General features: G+C 71.1%; 21 protein-coding genes. 12 read left to right on the forward strand and 9 right to left on the reverse strand.

Annotation, left to right across the window (positions count from 1 at the left end):
• Positions 1-32: 32 nt before the first annotated feature.
• The 5 genes from DK412_RS22925 to DK412_RS22945 are packed head-to-tail and all read right to left on the reverse strand — an operon-like array spanning position 33 to position 5,422.
• Complete coding sequence (locus DK412_RS22925) at positions 33-404, reverse strand: hypothetical protein (RefSeq protein WP_109973834.1); 372 nt, start codon at positions 402-404, stop codon at positions 33-35.
• Positions 404-1,660 carry a hypothetical protein gene (locus tag DK412_RS22930; protein WP_109973835.1) on the reverse strand — a complete coding sequence of 419 codons (1,257 nt, stop codon included), beginning with the start codon at positions 1,658-1,660 and terminating at the stop codon, positions 404-406. Before DK412_RS22930 ends, DK412_RS22925 begins: the two co-directional genes overlap by 1 nt.
• Positions 1,657-3,624: an NAD-dependent epimerase/dehydratase family protein gene (locus tag DK412_RS22935; RefSeq protein WP_109973836.1), complete on the reverse strand. Its 1,968-nt coding sequence runs from the start codon at positions 3,622-3,624 to the stop codon at positions 1,657-1,659. Before DK412_RS22935 ends, DK412_RS22930 begins: the two co-directional genes overlap by 4 nt.
• Positions 3,621-4,520, reverse strand: coding sequence for a transketolase (locus tag DK412_RS22940; RefSeq protein ID WP_109973837.1), 900 nt, complete (start codon positions 4,518-4,520; stop codon positions 3,621-3,623). Before DK412_RS22940 ends, DK412_RS22935 begins: the two co-directional genes overlap by 4 nt.
• Entirely contained in the window at positions 4,520-5,422 is a 903-nt protein-coding gene (locus DK412_RS22945; RefSeq protein ID WP_245447197.1) for a transketolase, read from the reverse strand. The genes DK412_RS22940 and DK412_RS22945 overlap by 1 nt, the downstream gene beginning before the upstream one ends.
• A gap of 380 nt (positions 5,423-5,802) precedes the next feature.
• Between DK412_RS22945 and DK412_RS22950 the strand changes: the two genes are divergently transcribed.
• The 3 genes from DK412_RS22950 (at position 5,803) to DK412_RS30325 (ending at position 8,371) form a co-directional block, all read left to right on the forward strand.
• Positions 5,803-6,927, forward strand: coding sequence for a polysaccharide deacetylase family protein (locus DK412_RS22950; RefSeq protein ID WP_162596280.1), 1,125 nt, complete (start codon positions 5,803-5,805; stop codon positions 6,925-6,927).
• Positions 6,928-6,977: 50 nt separating this feature from the next.
• Positions 6,978-8,123, forward strand: a complete 1,146-nt coding sequence (locus DK412_RS31585) for a L,D-transpeptidase (protein ID WP_348629344.1) — start codon at positions 6,978-6,980, stop codon at positions 8,121-8,123.
• A gap of 74 nt (positions 8,124-8,197) precedes the next feature.
• Positions 8,198-8,371 carry a hypothetical protein gene (locus DK412_RS30325; protein WP_162596281.1) on the forward strand — a complete coding sequence of 58 codons (174 nt, stop codon included), beginning with the start codon at positions 8,198-8,200 and terminating at the stop codon, positions 8,369-8,371.
• A gap of 305 nt (positions 8,372-8,676) precedes the next feature.
• Here DK412_RS30325 and DK412_RS22960 read toward each other — a convergent pair whose 3' ends face one another.
• From DK412_RS22960 to DK412_RS22970, 3 genes are all read right to left on the reverse strand, one after another.
• A complete protein-coding gene (locus tag DK412_RS22960) occupies positions 8,677-9,120 on the reverse strand; it encodes a YetF domain-containing protein (RefSeq protein WP_109973839.1) in 444 nt (147 codons plus the stop codon).
• 14 nt (positions 9,121-9,134) lie between these two features.
• The gene (locus DK412_RS22965; RefSeq protein ID WP_109973840.1) at positions 9,135-9,638 is read right to left on the reverse strand and encodes a hypothetical protein; all 504 of its coding nucleotides are present in this window, start codon (positions 9,636-9,638) and stop codon (positions 9,135-9,137) included.
• A 230-nt stretch (positions 9,639-9,868) separates the two neighbouring features.
• The gene (locus DK412_RS22970; protein ID WP_109973841.1) at positions 9,869-10,090 is read right to left on the reverse strand and encodes a pilus assembly protein PilZ; all 222 of its coding nucleotides are present in this window, start codon (positions 10,088-10,090) and stop codon (positions 9,869-9,871) included.
• A 341-nt stretch (positions 10,091-10,431) separates the two neighbouring features.
• On the opposite strand from DK412_RS22970, the gene DK412_RS22975 reads away from it, so the two are divergent.
• The 6 genes from DK412_RS22975 (at position 10,432) to DK412_RS23000 (ending at position 17,305) form a co-directional block, all read left to right on the forward strand.
• Positions 10,432-12,024 carry an ABC transporter substrate-binding protein gene (locus DK412_RS22975; RefSeq protein WP_109973842.1) on the forward strand — a complete coding sequence of 531 codons (1,593 nt, stop codon included), beginning with the start codon at positions 10,432-10,434 and terminating at the stop codon, positions 12,022-12,024.
• Positions 12,025-12,034: 10 nt separating this feature from the next.
• Positions 12,035-12,976 carry an ABC transporter permease gene (locus tag DK412_RS22980; protein WP_109973843.1) on the forward strand — a complete coding sequence of 314 codons (942 nt, stop codon included), beginning with the start codon at positions 12,035-12,037 and terminating at the stop codon, positions 12,974-12,976.
• A 71-nt stretch (positions 12,977-13,047) separates the two neighbouring features.
• Complete coding sequence (locus DK412_RS22985; protein WP_245571975.1) at positions 13,048-13,911, forward strand: ABC transporter permease; 864 nt, start codon at positions 13,048-13,050, stop codon at positions 13,909-13,911.
• A 231-nt stretch (positions 13,912-14,142) separates the two neighbouring features.
• Positions 14,143-15,135, forward strand: coding sequence for an ABC transporter ATP-binding protein (locus DK412_RS22990; protein WP_109973845.1), 993 nt, complete (start codon positions 14,143-14,145; stop codon positions 15,133-15,135).
• Positions 15,132-16,130 carry an oligopeptide/dipeptide ABC transporter ATP-binding protein gene (locus DK412_RS22995; RefSeq protein ID WP_109973846.1) on the forward strand — a complete coding sequence of 333 codons (999 nt, stop codon included), beginning with the start codon at positions 15,132-15,134 and terminating at the stop codon, positions 16,128-16,130. Before DK412_RS22990 ends, DK412_RS22995 begins: the two co-directional genes overlap by 4 nt.
• A gap of 35 nt (positions 16,131-16,165) precedes the next feature.
• A complete protein-coding gene (locus tag DK412_RS23000) occupies positions 16,166-17,305 on the forward strand; it encodes an amidohydrolase/deacetylase family metallohydrolase (protein ID WP_109973847.1) in 1,140 nt (379 codons plus the stop codon).
• A gap of 275 nt (positions 17,306-17,580) precedes the next feature.
• Here the strand turns inward: DK412_RS23000 and DK412_RS23005 are convergent, their stop codons facing one another.
• A complete protein-coding gene (locus DK412_RS23005; RefSeq protein WP_109973848.1) occupies positions 17,581-18,501 on the reverse strand; it encodes a LysR family transcriptional regulator in 921 nt (306 codons plus the stop codon).
• A 94-nt stretch (positions 18,502-18,595) separates the two neighbouring features.
• Here DK412_RS23005 and DK412_RS23010 point away from each other — a divergent pair, with 94 nt between their 5' ends.
• The 3 genes from DK412_RS23010 to mmsB all read left to right on the forward strand — a co-directional run bounded on the left by DK412_RS23010 (position 18,596) and on the right by mmsB (position 22,580).
• Positions 18,596-20,095: a CoA-acylating methylmalonate-semialdehyde dehydrogenase gene (locus tag DK412_RS23010; RefSeq protein ID WP_109973849.1), complete on the forward strand. Its 1,500-nt coding sequence runs from the start codon at positions 18,596-18,598 to the stop codon at positions 20,093-20,095.
• Positions 20,096-20,376: 281 nt separating this feature from the next.
• A complete protein-coding gene (locus DK412_RS23015; protein WP_109973850.1) occupies positions 20,377-21,519 on the forward strand; it encodes an acyl-CoA dehydrogenase family protein in 1,143 nt (380 codons plus the stop codon).
• 173 nt (positions 21,520-21,692) lie between these two features.
• On the forward strand, positions 21,693-22,580 hold the full coding sequence (gene mmsB, locus DK412_RS23020; protein WP_109973851.1) for a 3-hydroxyisobutyrate dehydrogenase: 888 nt from the start codon (positions 21,693-21,695) through the stop codon (positions 22,578-22,580).
• The last annotated feature ends 239 nt before the right edge of the window (positions 22,581-22,819 follow it).

The following is a 22,819-nucleotide window of genomic DNA, read 5'->3' on the forward strand; positions in this document are numbered from 1 at the left end:
GGCGTCCGGCTGCGGTGTGACCGCGTGTTGCTCTAGAACACCTCCCCGGCATGCTCCTGATGCGCCGGATGATCCGGCCAGCACTGGCCCTGCGGCACGAGGCGCACCAGCCTTTCGGGCTTGGCGAGGACGCGATCCGCGAGGTGCCCCGGGAGCGCGTCGATCCGGGAGACGTAGTGGAAGAGCGGCCCGTTGTTCGGCGGGGTCCGGGCGGCGGCCAGGACGGTGCAGGCGCTGACCGAGAAGGACGGGAGAACCACGGCGCGGATCATCTCGTAGAGCGGCGTGACCGCGCCGATGGCGAGGATCGCCAGGGCGATCGCGGCCTGCCGCCCGCGCAGCGTCGGCACGACCGCGCCGACCCGCAGGGCCAGCAGGGCGAGGGCCGGGATCGAGGCGCGCATCACGAAATCCGCCCCCCGAGCCGGTAGAGCGGCGCGAGCAGCAGCAGGACGAGGACGAGCCCGGTTTCCCGCCGCGTCCGGTGGTCGGTGCCGAGGAGCGATCCCGGCCCGAGGCCGAGGACGACCAGGATCGGGACGATCTCGACGGTGAGGAGGAGGACGTAGCGGGCGAAGAACTCCCCGGTCAGCTCCTGCACCCCGTGCGGGACGCGGCCGGCATCGGCGCCGAGATAGAGCGCGACCGGCACGAGCCCGAGCCCGGCGAGGGCGACGGTCGCGACGGCGCCGGGCGTGAGCCGGCCCGCGCGCGCGTCGCCGGCGAGGGCCAGGAGCAGGAAGGGCAGGGCACCGATCGTGCTGAGCGGCGACCAGAACACGCAGAGCCCGAACACCACCGCCAGCGAGGAGGCCCGCAGGACGGCGGTGCGCCACAGGCAACAGGCCCCGACGAAGATCCAGCCCGAGGCGGCGTGGTTCGGCACCCAGAACAGCTGGGTCACGTGGGAGGAGAATTGCAGGTTGCCGAGCCACTGCTCGAGATGGATGCCCGGCGTGAGCGGGCCGCCGAGCTTCCAGGCGCCGACGACGTCCCAGCCGCTGAACGCGACGAAGATCGCCATCAGGGCGAGGCCCTGCCGGTGCGTGGGTGCGAGGCGGGCGAAGCCGTAGAACAGGCAGCCGAACAGGAGCGCGTTCTGGGCGAGCAGCGCGGCATGCGCCCCGTACAGGCCGAGAACCTTACCGACCGCCGCCGGCAGCAGGTACATCCCGAGCGGCGCGCGCAGCATCGTCGGGTCGCCGGCATAGAGGTACCCGACCGGCCAGGGCTCGGCGACGAGATCGCGCAGGACGGCGTCGCGCAGCAGCCAGTCGTCGTTGGCGAAGAACAGGTGCCCCTCGCCGCCGAGCAGGCAGAGCCCGATCCCGGCCGCGAGGGCGGCGGTGAGGAGCGGCGCGTCGATCGGCGCGCGAGTCCGGCCGAGATCCCGCAGGACCAGGGCGAGCGCCGTCGACAGAAGCGCGAGGCAGAAAGCGGCCAGGGCCGCGCTCCGGAGGTGGGTGGCGAGGAAGATCAGGTTGGGGGCGGCCGCCAGCACCACCACGATCGTGAAGGGCAGGTGGCCGAGGCCCTCGCCCGCGACGCGCGCAGCGGTTCGATCGGCGGTGCGATGAGAGCCGGCGGCGCGCGGGGGAGCGTCCGGGACGGCGTGGTCCCGGCGCGCGGACGTGCTTGGCTGCGCGAGCGTGCCGGTCACGGGCGGGTCCTCCCCTCGGGCGGCAGGTCGGTGGCGACGCCGCCGCGGATCAGGGCCGCCCGGATGAGGCGCGGGCGGCCCTTCACCTCCTCCATGATCTTCGCGACGTACTCGCCGATCAGCCCGATCGCGAACAGGTTGAGGGCGCCGAAGAACAGGATCGCCAGCTGGGTCGAGACCGCGCCGCGCGGAGCGATGTCGGGGACGGCGAGGCGCAGGCCGATCATCGCGAGGCCGATCAGGCCCGAGAGGCCGAGCAGCCCGATGCCGGCGGCGGTGAGCATCTTCAGCGGCGTGTTGCTGAACGAGAAGATGCCGCGCTTGGCCCATTCGAGGTTGGACAACAGGTTGTTCGTGCTCGTGCCGAACATCCGCTTCGGGCGCACGTAATCGACGCCGGTCTGGCGGAAGCCGACATAGGCGCGCAGGCCCCGCATGAACAGGTCGCGCTCCGGGCAGTTCAGGAGCCAGCCGACGACGCGCCGGTCCATCAGCGAGAAGTCGCCGGCATCGTGCGGGATGCGCACGTAGCTGAAGGCGGCGAAGACCCGGTAGAACGCCTTGTAGAGCAGGCCCCAGACGAACGGCATCTCGCGCTCGACGCGCCGGCCGTAGACCACGTCGTGGCCCGCGACCCATTGCGCGTAGAACGGCTCGATCAGCTCGGGCGGGTCCTGCAGGTCGCCGTCGAGGAGCACGACGGCCTGGGCGGTCGCCAGCTCCATGCCGCTGCGGAAGGCCATCTGCGAGCCGAAATTGCGCGAATGCGTGATGCCGAGCACGTGCGGATCGGAGGCCGACAAGGCGCGGATCCGCTCGCCGCACCCGTCCGGGCTCGCGTCGTTGACGAAGATGATCTCGTAATCGACGTCGATCTTGCGGAACACCGCGGTCAGGCGGGCATGCATGATCGGCACCGCCTCCTCGTCCTTGTAGCAGGCGATGATCGCCGCGATGCTCCGGCGCCGCGTCGCGCCGGCCTTGGTGAGGCCGGACAATTCGGCCCCGGCCTCGCGCATCCAGGCGGCGGTGCGTTCGAGTCCCTCGGTGAGCGGGGTCCTGGCCTCCCAGCCGAGCAGGCGCGCGGCCTTGTCGGGATTGGCCTGCCAGCGCGCGAGGTCCCAGGCGCGGGGCGCCATCGCGCCGAAACGCGGCGCCTCGGCGAGGCCGAACACGTCCTTCGCCGTCAGCGCCAGGTCGCCGATGGTGGTCTGCGTGCCGGTGCCGATGTTGAGCGACTCGCCGTAGAGGTCGAGCGACATCTTGGCGGCGGCCCGCACGAAGGCCTCGCAGACGTCCCCGACGTAGACGAAGTCGCGCGCGATCGACGGATCGACGAGATCGGGATAGCCCCCCGCCAGCCCGCGGGACACCACGGCCGGGATCAGGCGGTTGGCGTCCTCGTAGGGACCGTAGACCGAGTAGAGCCGCAGGTTCGCCACCGGCCAGCGCCGGGTCTTGCCCGCATAGGCGAGGAACTGGGCGGCCGCCGCCTTCGAGACCGCGTAGGCGCTGTTGGGCACGAGGGCCGCGTCTTCGCCGGGCGCGGCGGAGTTCAGGCCGTACTCGGACGAGGAGCCGGCATGGATGTAGGCCGCGAGCGCGCCGGTCAGGGCCAGGCGCTCGACGCGGGAGACGAGGGCGGTGAAGTTGGTGGCGTAGATCAGGTCGGCGTCGGTCTCGAACGAGTAGGCGCCGTAGGCGATGCAGTCGAACACCGTCGCCGGGCGGATCGCCTCGACGAAGCTCGCGGTCGCCGCCTTGTCGGTGAAGTCGACCGCGACGAGGTGCTGGGGATCGACGTCGCGCAGGCGGGGTGCGGGCAGGGTGCGGGCGACGGCGTAGACGTCGCGGCGCCGCGCCAGGATGTGGCGGAACAGGTTGCACCCGACGAAGCCGCCCGCGCCGAGCACGGCGATGGGCCCCTTGAGGGTGTCGATCCAGTCGGCGGGCGAGCCGTTCATGCGAGAAGCCTCGCGCGGAGCGAATCCGGATCGAGGCCGCTCTCGCGCCGGTGGAAGCCTTGCGAGCCGTAGGTGCCCGACGGGTAGCCGGACGCCGCGACCGGGCGGAAGCCTGAGACCGCGACGCCGCGCTCCAGGCACCAGGCGGCGAGGCCCTGGCCGAGCCCCCCTTGCGCGACGTGCTCCTCGACGACGCAGAGGACGCGGCCGGGCAACGCCTCGACGAAGGGCGGCGGCGGCGGGCTCATGCCCAAGGGCAGCTCGCTCACCGCCCAGATCTCCGGCCCCTCCTCGCCGTCCTCCGCGAAGGCCGACCAGGCGAGGCCGGCCACCGGCCCGACCGCCACCACGACCGCCCCGCGCCCGGCGCGCAGGCGCCGCCAGGGCGCGTAAGCCGGCGCGGTGCGGCCCGCCGGCACCTCGCCGCGCCCGAGCCGGACGTAAGCAGGGCCCGGATCGCTCCCGGCCGCCTCGACCACCGCGGCGACGTCGCTGTCGAAGGCGGGGACGAAGATGCGCAGGGACGGCAGGGTCGAGAGGATGCCGTAATCCTCCAGCGCGTGATGGGTCGGGCCCATCACCCCGTAGGCGTAGCCGCCGCCATTGGCGAGCATCCGCACCGGCAGGCGGTGGAGGCAGACGTCGTTGCGGATCTGCTCGAAGGCGCGGGCGTAGCAGAACGGCGCGATGGTGTAGGTCCAGGGCTCCAGCCCCTCGCTGGCGAGCGCGGCGGCCACCCCGATCATGTTCTGCTCGGCGATGCCGGCATTGAGGAAGCGCTCGCCGAGGGCGTCGCGCAGGGGCTCCAGGGCGCCGAAGCCGAGATCGCCGGTGAGGAAGACGAGGCCGGGGCGCGCCGCCCGGGCGACCAGCGCCTCGCACAATTCGCGCCGCATCAGGCCGTCTCCCCGGTGCCGGGGATCGCGTCGCCGAGAATCGCCTCGCCGAGAATCTCTTCGCCGAGAATCGCCTCCTGCACCTGCGCCTCGGTGAGCGGCAGGTAGTGGCTGTCGAGGCGCCCCGCGATGGCCGGCACGCCGTGCCCCTTCACGGTGTGCAGGACGACGACCACCGGCCGGTCGGTGCCGGGCGTCAGCGCGCGGCGCATCTGCGCGAGGTCGTGCCCGTCCGTCTCGCGGATCTCGACGGAAAACCCGCTCAGCGCCCGCCCGATGGGATCGAGGGAGGCGACCTCGCCGGTCGTGCCGAAGCCCTGGAGGCGGTTGTGGTCGATCAGGATCGTCAGGTTGGACAGGCGCCGGTGGGCGCAGAAGATCAGCGCCTCGAGGGTCGAGCCCTCCTGCCACTCGCCGTCCGAGGTCAGGCAGAACACCCGGCCCGGCCGGCCCTGCAGCCGGGCCGCGAGGGCGAGCCCGGCGGCGAGCGAGAGGCCGTGCCCGAGGCTGCCGGTGCCGAAGCGGATGCCGGGGAGGCCGCGTCCGGGCGGATGCCCGGCAGGAGGGTGACCCGGCAGCCGGGTGCCGTCGGCGTGGAACGTGTCGAGCTCGGCCTCGGCGAGGAGGCCCCGGCTCCACAGGGTGACATAGAGCGCGCCCGCCGCGTGGCCCTTCGAGAGGACGAAGCGGTCGGCCTCGGACAGCATCTCGTGATGCACCAGCATCATCGCGTCCAGCGCCGAGAGGTTGCCGCCGACATGGCCGACGCCGGCTCTCCGGTGCATGGCCAGCAGCCGCCAGCGCGCCAGCGTCAGCAGGCCGGGCGCGAGGGCTGCCGGCCCCGCCGGGACGGCGCCGTGCGGCGGGGTCTCCGCCCGAAGGGTGTGTCCGCGCCGTGCCATCCGCCCGAGATTCCGCTGCCCTCCGGCAACGGAACGACGGCCATGGTTAGCACTGGGTTAAGGTGTGCGGACGGCCCGCGGCACCGCCGTCGTTCCGGCTCGCTCGTCTTGCGCGACCGACGGCCGGGCAGGTCGGCGCGAGGTCGACGGACGATCCGGCTTTGCTGCCGCGCTGCAGGTCTTGCCCGCTGACGCAGGGCAAGTGTCGTCGCATTAATCCCGATTAACCACGTTGATCCTGCCGCGGCTCCGGGCGGGGTGAGAGGATAGTCCTGCACGCGATTCCCCAGCGACTGCGGCGAGATCGTGGCGCGTTTACCGGCGACTCAGATTTGCGTGTGAAATTGGCGGAAAGGTCGTTGGCGTGGCGGAGTTTGTTCGTGCGTTGCTTCAAGCTCCTGCTGCTGTCCGCCGCCTTGTGCCTGCCGCCGGCCCTCGCCGCGGCCGCGGAATGCGGACCGGAGGCGCTCGGCACCGCGCGCACCCTCGAAGTGCCGTTCACGCAAGGGCCCGTCGGCAAGGCGAGCTACGGCCGCACCCTGCCGCTCGAGCGCGGCGAGGTGGTGCTGACCTTCGATGACGGTCCGCTGCCCCGGCGCACGCAGGCCGTGCTCGACGCGCTGAAGGCGGAATGCGTGAAGGCGACGTTCTTCGTCGTCGGCAGCATGGTGGCGCAGTTCCCCGACACCCTGCGCCAGACCGCCGCCGCGGGCCACACCATCGCGAGCCACACCTGGTCGCACCGCTACCTCGACCGGGTCCGCAGCCCCGAGGTGCGGCGCGACCAGATCAACGGCGGCCTGGAGGCCGTCCGCACCGTGCTCACCGACGACGCGCCGGCCCTGTCGCCGTTCTTCCGCTTCCCCGGCCTCGGGCACAGCCCCGCCCTCGACCGCTATGCGACCGGGCAGAAGCTGGTGCCGTTCAGCATCGACGTCGACGGCGACGACTGGAAGAAGATTTCGCCGCAGGCGGTGATGGACCGGGTGATCCGGCGCCTCGACGCGGCGGGGCGGGGGATCATCCTGCTCCACGATATCCAGCCCCGCACCGTCGCGATCCTGCCCGCGCTCCTGCGCGAGCTGAAGGCGCGCCGCTACCGCGTCGTCCACGTCGTGCCGGCGCGCGACGACACGAAGGCGGCGCTCGCGGCGCTCGATGCCCCGCAGGGCCGGCCGATCCGCCTCGCCCTCGACCGGCTCGGCGCCCGCATGGCGTCGCTGCGCGTGGCCGCCCGTCCGGCGGAGGGCCCCCCGAGACAGGTCGCCGAGGAGGCGCCGCTGCTGCTGCGGGCGGGCCTGTTCGAGGAAGCCGATGTCCCGCCGGCGCCCCGCGACCAGAGCCGGTCCGGCGAGGAGGTCCGCGTCGCCCTCGTCGCCGATGGCGGCCCGGCCGGCGGGCCCGCGCCCCGGGACGGCTGGAGCGGGTTCGTGGTGATCGGCACCGCCCCGCACGCCGCGGGCTTCCGCGCCGTCGCCGAGGCCGGACAGCCGCCTGCCCGCTGAGCTCCCTCCAGTCCCCCGCCCGTCGAGTCCCTCTTCCGAAAGCCACCACGATGCGACGTCTCGGCCGGCTCCTGCCCGCCCTCCTTCTCTGCAGCGCCGGCGCCGCCCAGGCGATGAGCGCCGACGAGTCGCCGGCGGGCTGGTGGGCGCCGACCCTGCGCGACTGCGCCGACCCGGCGAGCCCGCGGGCGTTCGAGATCCGGCTCAAGCCCGCCGCCGAGGCGCGGCTCGACGCGCGCGACCTGCGCTGCCGGATCGACAAGGTCTCCGACACGGCGATCGGCTACCGCCTCCACATGCGCTGCTTCCGCTCGGCCGAGGACCTGCGGGCGGAGGCGAGGGCCGAGCCCCGGCAGATCGTCGTCGACGCGATCGGCCCGGCGACGATGCGGGCGGACAGGCAGCGCGTCTATCGCTGCCGCTCCCGCCCGGCGGCCGCCACGGACGCGCCGCGCAGCCCCGTCGCGGCGGGGGAGGGGCCGGCCACCGTGCCGAGCCTGCCCCTGCCGGACGCCCCCATGCGCCTCTCCGCGCTCGCCCCCGAGCCGGCGCCGTCCCATCCCCTCTCCGCCGCCGCGCTGTCCGCGACAGCGCCCGCCGCGCCGCTTCCCGCTCCGCCGGCCCCCGCCGTCGCGCCCCTCGCCGCGCCCGCCCCGGCGCCGGACGCGCCCGCGCGCCTGGCCGCCCTGCCCATCGAGCCGCTGCCGGCGCCCCCGGCCCCGCGCCTCACGCCCGCGCCGCCCGTCGCCCTGCCGGCCCTGCGGCGCGGCAAGGTGGTCGGCTATCCCGGCGCGCAGGGGGCCGGCACGATCGTGGTCGATACGGCGGCGCGCCTGCTCTACCTCGTGCGCGGCGACGGCACGGCGGTCCGCTACCGGGTGGCGGTCGGGCGCCCCGGCACGACCTGGAAGGGCGTGCAGACGGTCACCGCCAAGCAGGAATGGCCGCAATGGACGCCGACGCCGGAGATGCGGCGCAGCCGCCCCGGCCTGCCGCGCACCGTCGCCGGCGGCCCGCGCAACCCCCTCGGGGCCCGGGCGCTCTATCTCGGCTCGACGCTCTACCGCATCCACGGCACCACCGATCCGGACTCGATCGGCCGCGCCGCCTCGGCCGGCTGCTTCCGGATGCTGAACGAGGATGTGATCGAGCTCTACCGCTTCGTGCCGGTCGGCACCAAGGTCGAGGTGATCTGACCGTCGTCCCGGAACGATGGCTCGCCCACCCAATTGCCTCCTGTGACGGCATTTGTGCCGACGAGGAGGCATCGATGGCCAAGGACGACGACGACCGGCCGGCGAAGATCTCGAACGGCCCCAACGCCCGCCCGAGGGACGAGACGATCGCTCAGACCGGCCCGGGCCTGCCGAACGACAGCAGTTCCCCGGTCGCGGTCGATGAGGAGGAGGCCAAGCGCATCGAGGAGAAGATCCGGTCGCTGTGAGGGTGGGGCGGCGGGTGCTCCGGCGTAAAAGCCTCTCGGTCGATCATCGAAGAGTGCGAGCCCGTTCGACGCCCTCAGACAGAGGCCAGATCCTCCGCATCATTCCGGGGCCGTGCAGCGGAACCTGGAATGACGCGGAGGGTCTTTATGGCATCGAGAAAAATGCGCCCCGACGCATTTCACCGCAACTCGGGACCTCACTATAGAGTCGGGCCCTATCGTATTGTAACCTGTTTCTGCTATACATCGCTGGTTTTGCCGCATTTTATGCAGCAAAATCGAAGCTCATTCCGTCGGAAAATGCTCTAATTCTTTTTCGGCACGATGGTGATACCGCCCGTGTGCTCGATGATTGCCGATTGCACCTCGGCGAAGCTGCGGATGCCGTTCTGGCGCATCTCGGCGACCACGTCGCGCTCGTCGATGCGCAGGCGGTGCATCTGGGTCCAATCCCAGGTGCCGTTGGAGTAGATCACCACCGGCGTGCCCTCCGCCACCTGTCCGACTACCGGCCACCACAGCTTCAGCCGCGAGACCGCGAGGTGCATGCCCGCGACCGTGCAGGCGGCGAGCAAGGCCCCGGTGATCGAGCGGTCGGCGCCGAGGATCGGCTGCACCGCCATGCCGCCGAACAGGAACACCACCGCCATGTCGAGGGGGGTGGCCGAGCGCATGATGCGCCGCGTGGTGACCCGCAGCAGCAGCAGGACGATGCCGTACATCAGGGCGGCGGTCAGTACGGTGCGCATCGCGAGGCCTCGGGCTACGGATAGATCAGGAGCGGCACATCGACCGGCCGGCCCAGGGCCGAGACCCGGGCCGCGACGGGGCCGAACTCGCGCGGCGACAGCATCAGGGTGATGTCGCCGCGACGCTCGGGCCCGAGGCGGAAGCGGTAGGTGACGCCGGCGGGCGTGGCATCCACCGCCTCGGCCCGCGGCTGGGTCGCGTCGACCGAGACGTGCTGGAGGAAATCGGCGTTGAGGTCGATCGCGACGTGTTCGGCCTCGAGCGGCCGGGTGATCCCGATCCGCATCTGCGAGGGGAAGCCGGCGCGCAGGAAGCGGTCGTAGCGCAGCACGATCGGCGTGTCGGGCACGGCCCGCTCGGCACGGGCCAGGGGTCCGTCGCCGAACAGGCCGGCCAGGCCGGAGGCGATCACCAGGCCGATCAGGCTCTGGACGCCGATCTGGAACCAGTTCCAGCGCCGCTCGAAGACCGGGAAGGTGCGGATCTCGGTCGCGGTGTCGTCGGATTGGCTCAGCATCGGGGCGTGCTCCGCGTCGGGTCGGCGGAAGCGCGCCGCATCGGCTCCGTTCGTCGTGCGTGAGATGTGGTCATGCCCGAGATGAGTCGACGATCCTCGCGCTCGCGCATCGTTCGAATTTCACCGGATGGCGTGCGATCATCCGGCGAAACCGTTCTAACGCGCCGCCCTCAACGTGCGGATCCTACGCCGGTTCGCCGGAGCCGCGTTCGAGGACATCTCCCGCAGGGTCACACCGGCATCTCGAACGCCACGCCGACGCGGCCGCGCCGGCGCCACACCACGCGGCAGCGGCGCATCACGAACTCGCCGGTGATCGCCAGGGTGAACCCGTCCGGCACCGCGAGCCCGGCCGGAACCGTCAGTGTTGCGGCGAAGACTGTCAGGTTCGAGACGCGACAATCGACGGCCGGCGACGGCGCGTCGAAGATGATCTCACCGGTGGACCCCATGGGCTCATCCCCCGATGCCGAAGACACGTTCATCGTATGGTTCCGGACATTCGCACGAAGAGCGATTATCGCTCAAGATGACCGAATGTTCGCGCCTGAAATCGACCGAAGGCGATAGGCACGAGGGACTAGGGCGCATGGCTTCGGCCCGGTCGCCCCGCAGGGGTTCTCCCGCGCCGCCGCCTCTGGCGCGAAGCTTGCTCTCCGGCCGAGCGTGACCGTTGACAACCCGCGAACCGCCTTGACCGAGGGATCGGACCGGGGCGAACCTCGCGGGAGGGCCGGCCCTCTCGGGGCTCGGGCACGGCTCATGACCACAGGCCCCGCAGGCAGGACACGCCATGGACCGCAGGACTTTTCTGAAAGGCTCGGCCGCCCTCGGTGCCGCCGGCATGGCGCCCCAGTTCGCCGCCCCGGCGCTCGCTCAGCCGGCCAAGGTGCTGCGCTTCGTGCCGCAGGCCAACCTCGCCAATTTCGACCCGATCTGGGGGACGCAGTACGTCGTCCGCAACGCCGCCGCCCTCGTCTGGGACATGCTCTACGGCGTCGACGCGCAGCTGAAGCCACAGCGCCAGATGGTGGAATCCGAGGAGGTCTCGTCCGACGGCCTGACCTGGACCTTCCGCCTGCGGCCCGGCCTCAAGTTTCACGACGGCGAGCCGGTTCTGTCGAAGGACGTGGTGGCGAGCCTGACCCGCTGGATGGCCCGCGACCCGATGGGCATCATGATCCGGGCGATCCAGGCCGAACTGGCGCCGGTCGACGACCGCACCTTCCGCTGGCAGCTCAAGAAACCGTTCCCGAAGCTCCTGCTGGCTCTGGGCAAGAACAACGCGCCTTGCGCCTTCATCATGCCGGAGCGGATCGCCAAGACCGATCCGTTCACCCAGATCACCGAGTATGTCGGCTCCGGCCCGATGAAGTTCGCCCGCTCCGAGTGGGTGCCGGGCGCCCGCGCGGTCTTCGAGAAGTTCTCGGATTACAAGCCCCGCGACGAGCCGTCCTCGTGGCTCGCCGGCGGCAAGCGCATGCTGCTCGACCGGGTCGAGTGGGTGATCATGCCCGATCCCGCCACCGCCTCGGCGGCGCTCCAGAACGGCGAGGTCGACTGGTGGGAGAACCCCATTCCCGACCTCGTCCCGCTCCTGCGCAAGAACGCCAACATCAACGTCGACATCGCCGATCCGCTCGGCAACATCGGCGCGTTCCGGATGAACCACCTGCATCCCCCCTTCGACAACCCGAAGGTGCGCCAGGCCGTCCTCATGGGCATGAACCAGGAGGATTACATGCGGGCGCTGATCGGCGACGACGACAAGCTGTGGAAGCCGCTGCCCGGCTTCTTCACGCCCGGCACCCCGCTCTACAGCGAGGCGGGCGGCACCAAGATCGGCAAGGGCGACATCGCGGCGGCGAAGAAGCTCCTGGCCGAGGCGGGCTACAAGGGCGAGCCGGTGGTCTGCGTGGTGGCGCAGGACCAGTCGATCACCAAGAACATGGGCGACGTCACCGCCGACCTGCTGAAGCAGATGGGCATGAAGGTCGATTTCGTGGCCACCGACTGGGGCACCGTCGGCACGCGCCGCGCCTCGAAGGCGCCGCCTGCGCAGGGCGGCTGGAACATGTTCCACACCTGGCACGCCGGCGCCGACTGCATCAACCCGGCGGTCTATCCGGCGATCCGCGCCAACGGCGACAAGGCCTGGTTCGGCTGGCCCGACCTGCCGGTGGTCGAGGCCGGCATCACCGAGTGGTTCGACGCCGCCGATCCCGCGGCCGAGAAGGCGGCGATCGACAAGGTGAACGCGGCCGCGGTGAGCGGGGGCGTCTACGTGCCGACCGGCTACTTCCTCGGCTACCAGGCCTGGCGGAAAAACGTCACCGGCGTGGGCAAGGGGCCGCTGCCCTTCACCTGGGGCGTCTCCAAGGCCTGAGGAACTCTCCGTGTTCGGCTTCCTCGTCAGGCGCGTCCTCGCCGTCATCCCGGTGATGGCGGTGGTCGGATTGTTCGTGTTCAGCCTGCTGTCGCTGGCGCCGGGCGATCCGGCGGCCCTGATCGCCGGCGACCAGGCCTCGCCGGCCGATATCGAGCGCATCCGCGCCTCGCTCGGCCTCGACCGGCCGTTCCTGGTCCGCTTCGGCGAGTGGGCCTGGCGCATCCTGCACGGGGATCTCGGCACCTCGATCTTCACCAACCTGCCGGTCACCACCATGATCGGGCAGAGGGTGCAGCCGACCGTGTCCCTGATGCTGGTCACGCTGGTCTTCGCCGTCCTCGTCGCGGTGCCGCTCGGCGTCGTCGCGGCCTGGAAGGCGGGGCGCCTCGTCGACCGGCTGGTGATGGGGGCGGCGGTGCTCGGTTTCTCGGTACCGGTCTTCGTCGTCGGCTACCTGCTCGCCTACGTCTTCGCCCTCGAGCTCGGCTGGCTGCCGGCGCAAGGGTACACGCCGATCGAGCAGGGGGTGGGGGCCTGGCTCGCCAACCTCGTCCTGCCGGCGCTGACGCTCGGCCTCGTCTACATCGCGCTCATCGCCCGGGTCACCCGGGCGACGATGCTCGACGTGCTCCAGCAGGATTACGTCCGCACGGCGCGGGCCAAGGGCGTGGCGCAGGGCGGCGTCCTGTTCGTCCACGCCCTGAAGAACGCCGCGGTGCCGATCGTCACGGTGATCGGCATCGGCATCGCGCTCCTCATCGGCGGCGCCGTCGTCACCGAGACGGTGTTCGCGATCCCGGGCCTCGGCCGCCTCACCGTCGATGCGATCCTGCGGCGCGACTATCCGGTGATCCAGGGCGTCGTGCTGTTGTTCAGCTTCACCTACGTGCTGATCAATCTCGCGATCGACCTCCTCTACACCCTGATCGATCCGAGGATCCGCTATTGAGCGCCGCCCAGCCCTTGTCCGCCGGACCTTTGGGGAGCGAGGCGCCCCCCGGCCTCGCGGTCGCCGCGCCGCTGCCCGACCTCTACCCGCCGCGCAAGGCCCTCGGGCCGATCCGCCGGACCTGGAAACGCCACCCGACCATCGTGATCGGCGGCGTGATCCTGTCGATCGTCGCCCTGATGGCGATCCTCGCGCCCTACCTCGGGACCGTCGACCCGACGGCGATCAGCCCGTCGCGCCGCACGCGGGTGCCATCGAGCCTCTACTGGTTCGGCACCGACATGCTCGGGCGCGACATCTATTCCCGCGTCGTCTACGGCGCCCGGGTCTCGCTCCTCGTCGGCTTCGCGGTGGCGCTGCTCGCCTCGCTCGCCGGCCTCGCGATCGGCCTCGTCTCCGGCATGGTGCGCTGGGCCGACGGGATCATCATGCGGATCGTCGACGGCCTGATGTCGATCCCGCCGATCCTGCTCGCCATCGCCCTGATGGCGCTGACGCGCGGCTCGATCGAGAACGTCATCCTGGCGATCACGGTGGCGGAGATTCCCCGCGTCGCCCGGCTGGTGCGCGGCGTGGTGCTGTCCTTGCGCGAGCAGCCCTATGTCGAGGCGGCGGTGACCACCGGCACCCGCATGCCGATGATCATCTGGCGCCACATCCTGCCGAACACGCTCGCGCCGATGACCGTGCAGGCGACCTATATCTGCGCCTCCGCGATGATCGCCGAATCGATCCTGTCCTTCATCGGTGCCGGCGTGCCGCCCGCGACCCCGTCCTGGGGCAACATCATGGCCGAGGGCCGGGCGCTGTGGCAGGTGAAGTTCTACATCATCCTCTTCCCGGCGATTTTTTTGTCGCTCACCGTGCTCGCCGTGAACCTCGTCGGCGACGGGTTGCGCGATGCCCTCGATCCGCGGATGGCGAAGGATGCGTGAGTGCGCGCTTGCTGCGGATCGGCAGCTTTCCGGGCGTCCTCTTCCTCCCCCCCGCAACCTCATCCCGAGGTGCCCACGCAGTGGGCCTCGAAGGAGGGCTCCAGGGATCGCGGAGGCTTCTGGAGGCCTCCTTCGAGGCCAACCGATCTCCGATCGGCCGGCACCTCAGGATGAGGTCGTGGGTGGGACAAGATTATCAAAGATATCCAACCATCCCCGGAGACGACGCCCATGACGCTCCTCTCCGTCGAGAACCTCCAGGTCCATTTCCGCACCCCCGACGGGGTCAACCGGGCGGTCGACGGCGTCTCCTTCGCGATCCAGTCCGGCGAGACCTTGGCGATCGTCGGCGAATCCGGCTGCGGCAAGTCGGTGACCTCGATGTCGATCCTGCGGCTCCTGCCCGAGCCGCCGGCGCGGCTCGCCGGCGCGATCCGGTTCGAGGGACGCGACCTCCTCCAGCTGCCTGAGCGCGAGATGCGCCGCATCCGCGGTAACGCGATCAGCGTGATCTTCCAGGAGCCGATGACCTCGCTCAACCCGGTGCTGAGCGTCGGCCGCCAGATCGGCGAGACCCTGCGCCTGCATCAGGGCCTCTCGCGCAAGGAGGCGGAGGAGCGGGCGGTCGAGATGCTGGCCCTCGTCGGCATCCCCGAGCCGCGGCGCCGGGTGCGGGAATACCCGCACCAGCTCTCCGGCGGCATGCGCCAGCGGGTGATGATCGCCATCGCGCTCGCCTGCTCGCCAAAGCTCCTCATCGCCGACGAGCCGACGACGGCGCTCGACGTGACGATCCAGGCCCAGATCCTCGACCTGATGCGCGACCTGAAGCGCCGGGTCGGCGCCGCGATCATGCTGATCACCCACGATCTCGGCGTGGTGGCCGAGGTCGCCGACCGGGTGGTCGTCATGTATGCCGGCCGCAAGGTCGAGGAGGCGGCGGTGCGCGACCTCTTCCGCTCCCCGCGCCATCCCTACACGCGCGGCCTGATGGGCGCGGTGCCGCGCCTCGGCGCCGCCGAGCTGCCGGGCGCCCCCCAGCGGCTGGCCGAGATCCCCGGCATGGTGCCGAGCCTGAAGACCCGCATCGACGGCTGCGTCTTCGCCGGCCGCTGCCCCTCCGTGACCGACCTCTGCCGGACCCACGCCCCGGCCCTGGAGCCGAAGGCGCCGGGCCACCTCGCCGCCTGCCACTACGCGCCGAAGGACGCGCTCGCCGCGTGAGCCAGCCTCTCCTCGCGGTCAACGACCTGCGCAAGCACTTCCTCCTCGGCGGCGGCCTGCTCGGCCGCGGCGCCCGCAGCCTGAGGGCGGTGGACGGCGTCTCCTTCACCCTGGAGAAGGGAGAGACCCTGTCCCTCGTCGGCGAATCCGGCTGCGGCAAGTCGACGGTCGCCCGCAGCCTGATGCGGCTGTTCCCGCCCACCTCCGGCCAGGTGGTGCTCGCCGGCCGACGCATCGACGATCTCTCGGCAGGCGCCCTGCGCCCCCTTCGCCGGCGGATCCAGATGGTGTTTCAGGACCCGTTCTCCTCGCTCAACCCGCGGATGCGGGTGCGCGACATCCTGGCCGAGCCGATCCGCAACTTCGGCCTCGCCAAGGGCCGCGCCGATCTCGACGGGCGCCTGTCCGCCCTGATGGAGCGGGTCGGCCTGCCGCGGGAGGCCCTGTCGCGGTTCCCGCATGAATTCTCCGGCGGCCAGCGCCAGCGCATCGGCATCGCCCGGGCGCTCGCCGCGGAGCCGGACCTGATCATCTGCGACGAGGCGGTCTCGGCCCTCGACGTCTCGGTCAAGGCGCAGATCGTCAACCTGCTGCAGGACCTGCAGAAGGAGCTGGACCTGGCGCTCCTGTTCATCTCGCACGATCTCGCCATCGTCGAGCACATGACGCATCGCGTCGCGGTGATGTATCTCGGCAAGATCGTCGAGATCGGCCCGCGCCGGGAGATTTTTTTGGCGCCGCGGCACCCCTACACGCAGGCCCTGCTCTCCGCCGTGCCGGTGCCGGAGCCCGGTGCCGGGCGCACCCGCATCGTCCTGCGCGGCGACGTGCCGAGCCCGATCGACCCCCCGAGCGGCTGCCGCTTCCACACCCGCTGCCCGCACGCCTTCGAGCGCTGCCGCACCGAGGAGCCGCGGCTCGATCCGGTCGGCGCCGACCATCATTTCGCGGCCTGCCACCTCGACGGCGCCGCCCTGCCGGCGCGGGCCGCGTGACCCGCCCGTCCTGTTACATCATCAGGGGAAGAACCGTGCAGCACGAGCTGATCCTGCGGGGCGCCCGCATCATCGATCCGTCGCAGAGCCACGACGGCATTGCCGACGTCGCCTTCGCGAACGGCCTCGTCTCGGGCTTCGGCCGCGACCTGCCCGTCGGGGAGGGGACGGAGGTGCGCGAGATGAACGGGGCGATCGTCACCCCGGGCCTCATCGACCTGCACACCCACGTCTACTGGGGCGGCACCTCGCTCGGCATCGACGCCGACGAGTTCTGCCGGCTGTCGGGCGTGACCACCTCGGTCGATACCGGCAGCGCCGGGCCCGGCAACTTCCCGGGCTTCCGCAAGCACGTGATCGAGCGCTCGGAGGCGCGGATCCTCGCCTACCTGCACGTCTCCTTCGCCGGCATCTACGGCTTCTCGAAGACCGTGATGGTCGGCGAGAGCCAGGACATGCGCCTGATGGCGCCCCGCGAGGCGGTGGCGGTGGCCGAGGCCAACCGCGACGTGATCATCGGCATCAAGGTCCGGGTCGGCGCCCACGCCTCGGGCACGCAAGGCACGGCGCCCCTCGAGATCGCCCTCCAGGTCGCCGAGGAAACCGGCCTGCCGCTGATGGCCCATATCGACGAGCCGCCGCCGAGCTACGAGGCGGTGCTGGCGATGCTGCGCCCCGGCGACGTGCTCACCCACGCCTTCCGGCCGTTCCCGAACTCGCCGGTGACGGCGCAAGGTGCGGTGAAGCCGGCTGTCCGCGAGGCGCGCGAGCGCGGCATCCTCTTCGACATCGGTCACGGCAAGGGCTCCTTCGCCTTCAAGACCGCCCGCGCCATGCTGGCCGGCGGCTTCCTGCCGGACACGATTTCGTCCGACGTCCACGCGCTCTGCATCGACGGCCCGGCCTTCGACCAGGTCACCACGATGTCGAAGATGCTCTGCCTCGGCATGAGCCTCAACGAGGTGATCGCCGCCTCGACGGTGAATGCCGCCGTGGCGCTCCGGCGCATGGAATACGGCAGCCTGAAGGTCGGCTCGCTCGGCGACGCCACGGTGCTGGCGGTGCGGGAGGGTGCGTTCGACTACGTCGACGTGCTGGGCGAGCACATGACGGGGGACCGGCGGATCACGTCGGAGGGCGTGGTGCTGCGCGGGCGGTGGTGGCATCCGGTGTGAGGCCCTGGCCTGTACTGCAGAGCCGCCTTCGGCAAGCCTGCGCCCTTTCCCGGACGACTGAAGCGAAGCGGAAGGAGATCCGGGATCCAGCGCAAAAACTCGCGAAGCGACCGCTTGTCTGCAACGTTTCAGTATACAGGGCCGCTTCGCGGCACATCTCCCCTGAATCCCGGATCTCCTTCCGCTGGCGCTTCAGTCGTCCGGGAAAGGGCGTGGAGCTTGAGATGACGCCGGAGAAGGCGGGGCCAGCGCTGTGAAGCGCCTGCGAGACCACATCACCCCCCGGGCAGGAACACCTCCCGCTCCGCCTCCACCACCGCATAGATGTGCTCGGCGACCGCGCGGATGCGGGCGAGGTCGCGGCTGTCGGCGTGCATCATCAGCCAGAAGCTGCGGGTGAGCGACACGGCGTCCGGCAGCACGCAAGTCAGATCCGGGCGCCCCGAGGCCATGAAGCAGGGCAGCACCGCGAGCCCCAGTCCCGCCACCGCCGCCTGCAACTGCGCGTTCAGGTTGGCGCTGCGCAGCCGCGCGCCGGCCCCCGGCGCGACCTGGTGCAGGTAGTCGAGCTCCGGCGAGTACAGCAATTCGTCGATGTAGCCGATGAAGCGATGCCCTTCGAGGTCGCGGCGCTCGGCGATCGGCGGGTGGCGGTCGAGATAGGCCGGGGCGGCGTAGAGCTTGAGCGTGTAGTCGGTGAGCTTGCGCCCGACGATGCGCCCCTCCGGCGGCAGGCTCAGGCCGATGGCGATGTCGGCCTCGCGCTTCGACAGGCTGAACAGCCGGGCGGTGGCGACGAGCTCGATGTCGAGTTCCGGATGGCGCTCGATCAGCGCCGTGAGGCGGGCGGCCAGGAAGGCGCTGCCGAAGCCGTCCGGCGCGCCGATCCGCACCGTGCCGACGAGCTGCGAGCCGGCACGGCCGATCGCCGCCTCGCCGTGGATGATCGCCGATTCGATCGCGTCGGCGGTCGCGACCAGCGCGAGGCCCGCTTGCGTCGCGGTGTAGCCGGAGGCGCGGCGGTGGAAGAGCCTTTCGGAGAGGCGCCGCTCCAGCCGGTCGATTCGCCGGATCACCGTGGCGTGATCGACCCCGAGCCGCCGCGCCGCCGCCGAGACCGTGCCGGCCCGGTGTACCGCGAGCACGAAGCGGTAATCGTCCCACACGTCGCCTCTCGGCCCATCCGGTTCCCGCATCCGCGCACACCCGTTCCGCTCTCACGCCCCTTCCGCTATGGGGATCGCCAGGGCAAGGTGGCCCCAACACAGATCGATCCAGGGAGGATCCCTCATGGCGCGCGAAGTCGGGCACTTCATCGGCGGCGAGCACGTTCCCGGCCGCTCGGGCCGGTATTCGGACATCTACCAGCCGATGACCGGCGAGGTGGTCGGGCGCCTGGCGCTGGCGAGCCAGGCCGAGATGCGCGCCGCGATCGAGAACGCCGCCAAGGCGCAGGTCGCCTGGGCCGCCACCAACCCGCAGCGCCGCGCGCGGGTGATGATGCGCTTCCTCGACCTCGTGGCGCGCGAGATGGACAGCCTCGCCGACCTGCTCGCCCGCGAGCACGGCAAGACCATCCCCGATGCCAAGGGCGACATCCAGCGCGGCGTCGAGGTGGTGGAGTTCGCCTGCGGCATCCCGCACCTGCAGAAGGGCGAGTACACGGAAGGCGCCGGCCCCGGCATCGACATCTACTCGATGCGCCAGCCGCTGGGCGTGGTCGCCGGCATCACGCCGTTCAACTTCCCGGCGATGATCCCGATGTGGAAGTTCGCCCCCGCCATCGCCTGCGGCAACGCCTTCATCCTCAAGCCCTCGGAGCGCGATCCGGGCGTGCCGATGCGGCTTGCCGAGCTGATGATCGAGGCCGGGCTCCCGGCCGGGATCCTCAACGTCGTCAACGGCGACAAGGAGGCGGTCGACGCGATCCTCGACGACGACATCATCCAGGCGGTCGGCTTCGTCGGCTCGTCCGACATCGCCCAGTACGTCTATGCAAGGGCGACCGCGACGGGCAAGCGCGCCCAGTGCTTCGGCGGCGCCAAGAACCACATGATCATCATGCCCGACGCCGACATGGACCAAGCCGTCGACGCCCTGATGGGCGCCGGCTACGGCTCGGCCGGCGAGCGCTGCATGGCGGTCTCGGTGGCGGTGCCGGTCGGCGAGAAGACCGCCGACGCCCTGATGAGCAAGCTGATCCCGCGGGTCGAGAGCCTGAAGATCGGCCCCTCGACCGATCCGAGCGCCGATTACGGCCCGCTGGTCACCAGGGCGGCGCTCGAGCGGGTGCGCAACTACGTCGAGATCGGCGTGCGTGAAGGCGCCAAGCTCGCGGTCGACGGCCGGGCCTTCAAGATGCAGGGCTACGAGAACGGCTTCTACATGGGCGGCTGCCTGTTCGACCACGTGACGCCGGAGATGCGGATCTACAAGGAAGAGATTTTTGGGCCCGTGCTGTCGGTGGTGCGGGCCAAGGACTACGCCGAGGCGCTGCGGCTCCCCAACGAGCACGAATACGGCAACGGCGTCGCGATCTTCACCCGCGACGGCGATGCGGCCCGCGACTTCGCCGCCAAGGTGCAGGTCGGCATGGTCGGCATCAACGTGCCGATCCCGGTGCCGCTGGCCTACTACACCTTCGGCGGCTGGAAGCGCTCGGGCTTCGGCGACCTCAACCAGCACGGGCCGGACGCCGTGCGCTTCTACACCAAGACCAAGACGGTCACCCAGCGCTGGCCGTCGGGGGTGAAGGAAGGCGCGCAGTTCTCGATGCCGGTGATGCAGTAAGCGGCCCGGGTTTCCTCCTCTCCCCGCGGGCGGGGAGAGGGCCGAGCCCTCGTTCAGAGGGTGCGGCAAGCTGCGAACCGCAGGTTCGCCGCGAGGGTGAGGGGGTCTCTCCGGAGGAGTCTCATTCGTCGAGACCCCCTCACCCTCGCTTCGGCTGCGCCGACGCTCGTCGCTTGCACGACAAGGTGCAAGCGACCCTCTCCCTGCCCGCGGGGAGAGGAGACACCCGTGCCATGTCCGGCCGGACAAAATACCAAATCCGGGCAGGAGGAACCGCCGCCATGACCCTGTTCACCCTGCCCGAGGACCAGATCGCCATCCGCGACATGGCGCGCAGCTTCGCGGCCGAGCGGATCGCGCCGCACGCCCTCGACTGGGACGAGCGCAAGCATTTCCCTCTCGACGTGCTGCGGGAGGCCGCCGCCCTCGGCATGGGCGGCATCTATATTTCGGAGGAGCATGGCGGATCGGGCCTGACCCGGCTCGATGCCGCCCTGATCTTCGAGGCACTGAGCCTCGGCTGCCCGACCGTCGCGGCGTTCCTGTCGATCCACAACATGGCCGCCTGGATGATCGACAGGTTCGGCTCCGCGGCCCAGCGCGAGCGCTTCCTGCCGGCACTCTGCCGGATGGACACGGTCGCCGCCTACTGCCTGACCGAGCCGGGCTCGGGGTCGGACGCTGCCGCGCTCCGCACCACCGCCCGGCGGGAGGGCGATACTTACGTCGTCAACGGCGCCAAGCAGTTCATCTCGGGCGCCGGTGCCGCCGATGTCTACGTCACGATGGTGCGCACCGGCGAGGCGGGGCCGAAGGGCATCTCGACCCTGGTCGTGCCCTCCGACGCGCCCGGTCTGTCCTTCGGGCCCAACGAGCGCAAGATGGGCTGGAACGCCCAGCCGACCCGGGCCGTGATCTTCGAGGAATGCCGGGTGCCGGTCGAGAACCGCCTCGGCGAGGAGGGGATCGGCTTTCGCATCGCCATGGCGGGGCTCGACGGCGGCCGGCTCAACATCGGCGCCTGCTCCCTCGGCGGGGCGCAGGCGGCCCTCGACAAGAGCCTGGCCTACATGGCCGAGCGCAAGGCCTTCGGGCAGCGCCTCGATGCGTTCCAGGCGCTGCAATTCCGCCTCGCCGACATGGCGACGGAGCTGGAGGCCGCCCGGGCGCTCCTCTACGGCGCCGCCGCCGCCCTCGACCGCAAGGACCCGGACGCCACCCAGCGCTCGGCGATGGCCAAGCGCTTCGCCACGGATACCGGCTTCCGGGTCGCCAACGAGGCGCTGCAGCTCCACGGCGGCTACGGCTACCTCTCGGAATACGGGGTGGAGAAGATCGTCCGCGACCTGCGGGTGCACCAGATCCTGGAGGGCACCAACGAGATCATGCGGGTGATCGTGGCGCGGGGACTGGTGGGGAATTGAGGATCGGTTTGATCGCAGCCTTGGTGCCACGGAAAGATGGTCGTCCCACCGCGACCTCAGGATGAGGTCGCGTCTTGGAAAGGTCGCCCTTGCTGTCGCGCCGACATCCTGGCGGCGTCTCGCAAGTTGCATCTCTCTCACAGAACAGAATCCAGCAGAGGAAACGCTGAGCCATGACGCAGATCGCCTTCCTGGGCCTCGGCAACATGGGCGGCCCGATGGCCGCCAACCTCGTGGCGGCGGGGCACGCGGTGACCGGCTTCGACCTGATGCCGGAGGCGCTCGACGCCGCCCGCGCCGCCGGACTCGCGGTGGCGGAAAGCGCCGAAGCCGCGGTGGCGGGGGCCGAGATCGTCGTCACCATGCTGCCGGCGGGGCGTCACGTGCTGACGGTCTACGACGCGGTGCTGCCGCACGTGGCCCACGGCGCCCTGCTGATCGACTGCTCGACCATCGACGTCGCCAGCGCCCGGGGGGCGCACGAGAAGGCGGAGGCGCGCGGCCTCGCCAGCCTCGACGCCCCCGTCTCCGGCGGTGTCGGCGGCGCCAAGGCCGCGACCCTGACCTTCATGGCCGGCGGCACGCCGGACGCCTTCGCCCGGGCCGAGCCGGTCCTCGCGAAGATGGGCCGCAAGGTCGTGCATTGCGGCGAGGCCGGCGCCGGTCAGGCAGCCAAGATCTGCAACAACATGATCCTCGGCATCTCGATGATCGGCGTCGCCGAGGCCTTCGTGCTGGCGGAAAAGCTCGGCCTGTCGCACCAGGCCCTGTTCGACGTCGCCTCGACCTCCTCGGGCCAATGCTGGTCGCTCACCACCTACTGCCCGGTCCCCGGCCCGGTCCCGGCCTCGCCCGCCAACAACGACTACAAGCCGGGCTTCGCCGCCGCCCTGATGCTGAAGGACCTGCGCCTCGCCCAGGAGGCCGCCGCGGGCGCCGGGGCCGCGACGCCCCTCGGCGCGCATGCCGAGGCGATCTACGCCGCCTTCGAGGCGGCGGGGCAGGGGGGCACCGACTTCTCGGGGATCATCCGGCATCTGCGGGAGGAGGGGCGGGAATAAGACGATCGCGCCGCCGCGACGAGTCGCAGTGTTCGCGGGGGACCTTGAGGGCGCCCCGTCCGCGCGCTAAGGATAGCTCATGCGTCCGCTCTTCGCCCCGACCCTGCGAATGACCCGGCCCGACCGCGCGAGATCCGGCCGGAGAGGGTGAGCGCGCGTCAGCGCGAGACAGGCGAGAGCGCCGGACCCGAGCCCTTCCGTGCCGAGCGGGAGGGCTTTTTCATCAGCACGGGTTCGGC

This window comes from Methylobacterium sp. 17Sr1-1 (assembly GCF_003173775.1).
In the GTDB taxonomy this organism is placed as follows: Bacteria; Pseudomonadota; Alphaproteobacteria; order Rhizobiales; family Beijerinckiaceae; genus Methylobacterium.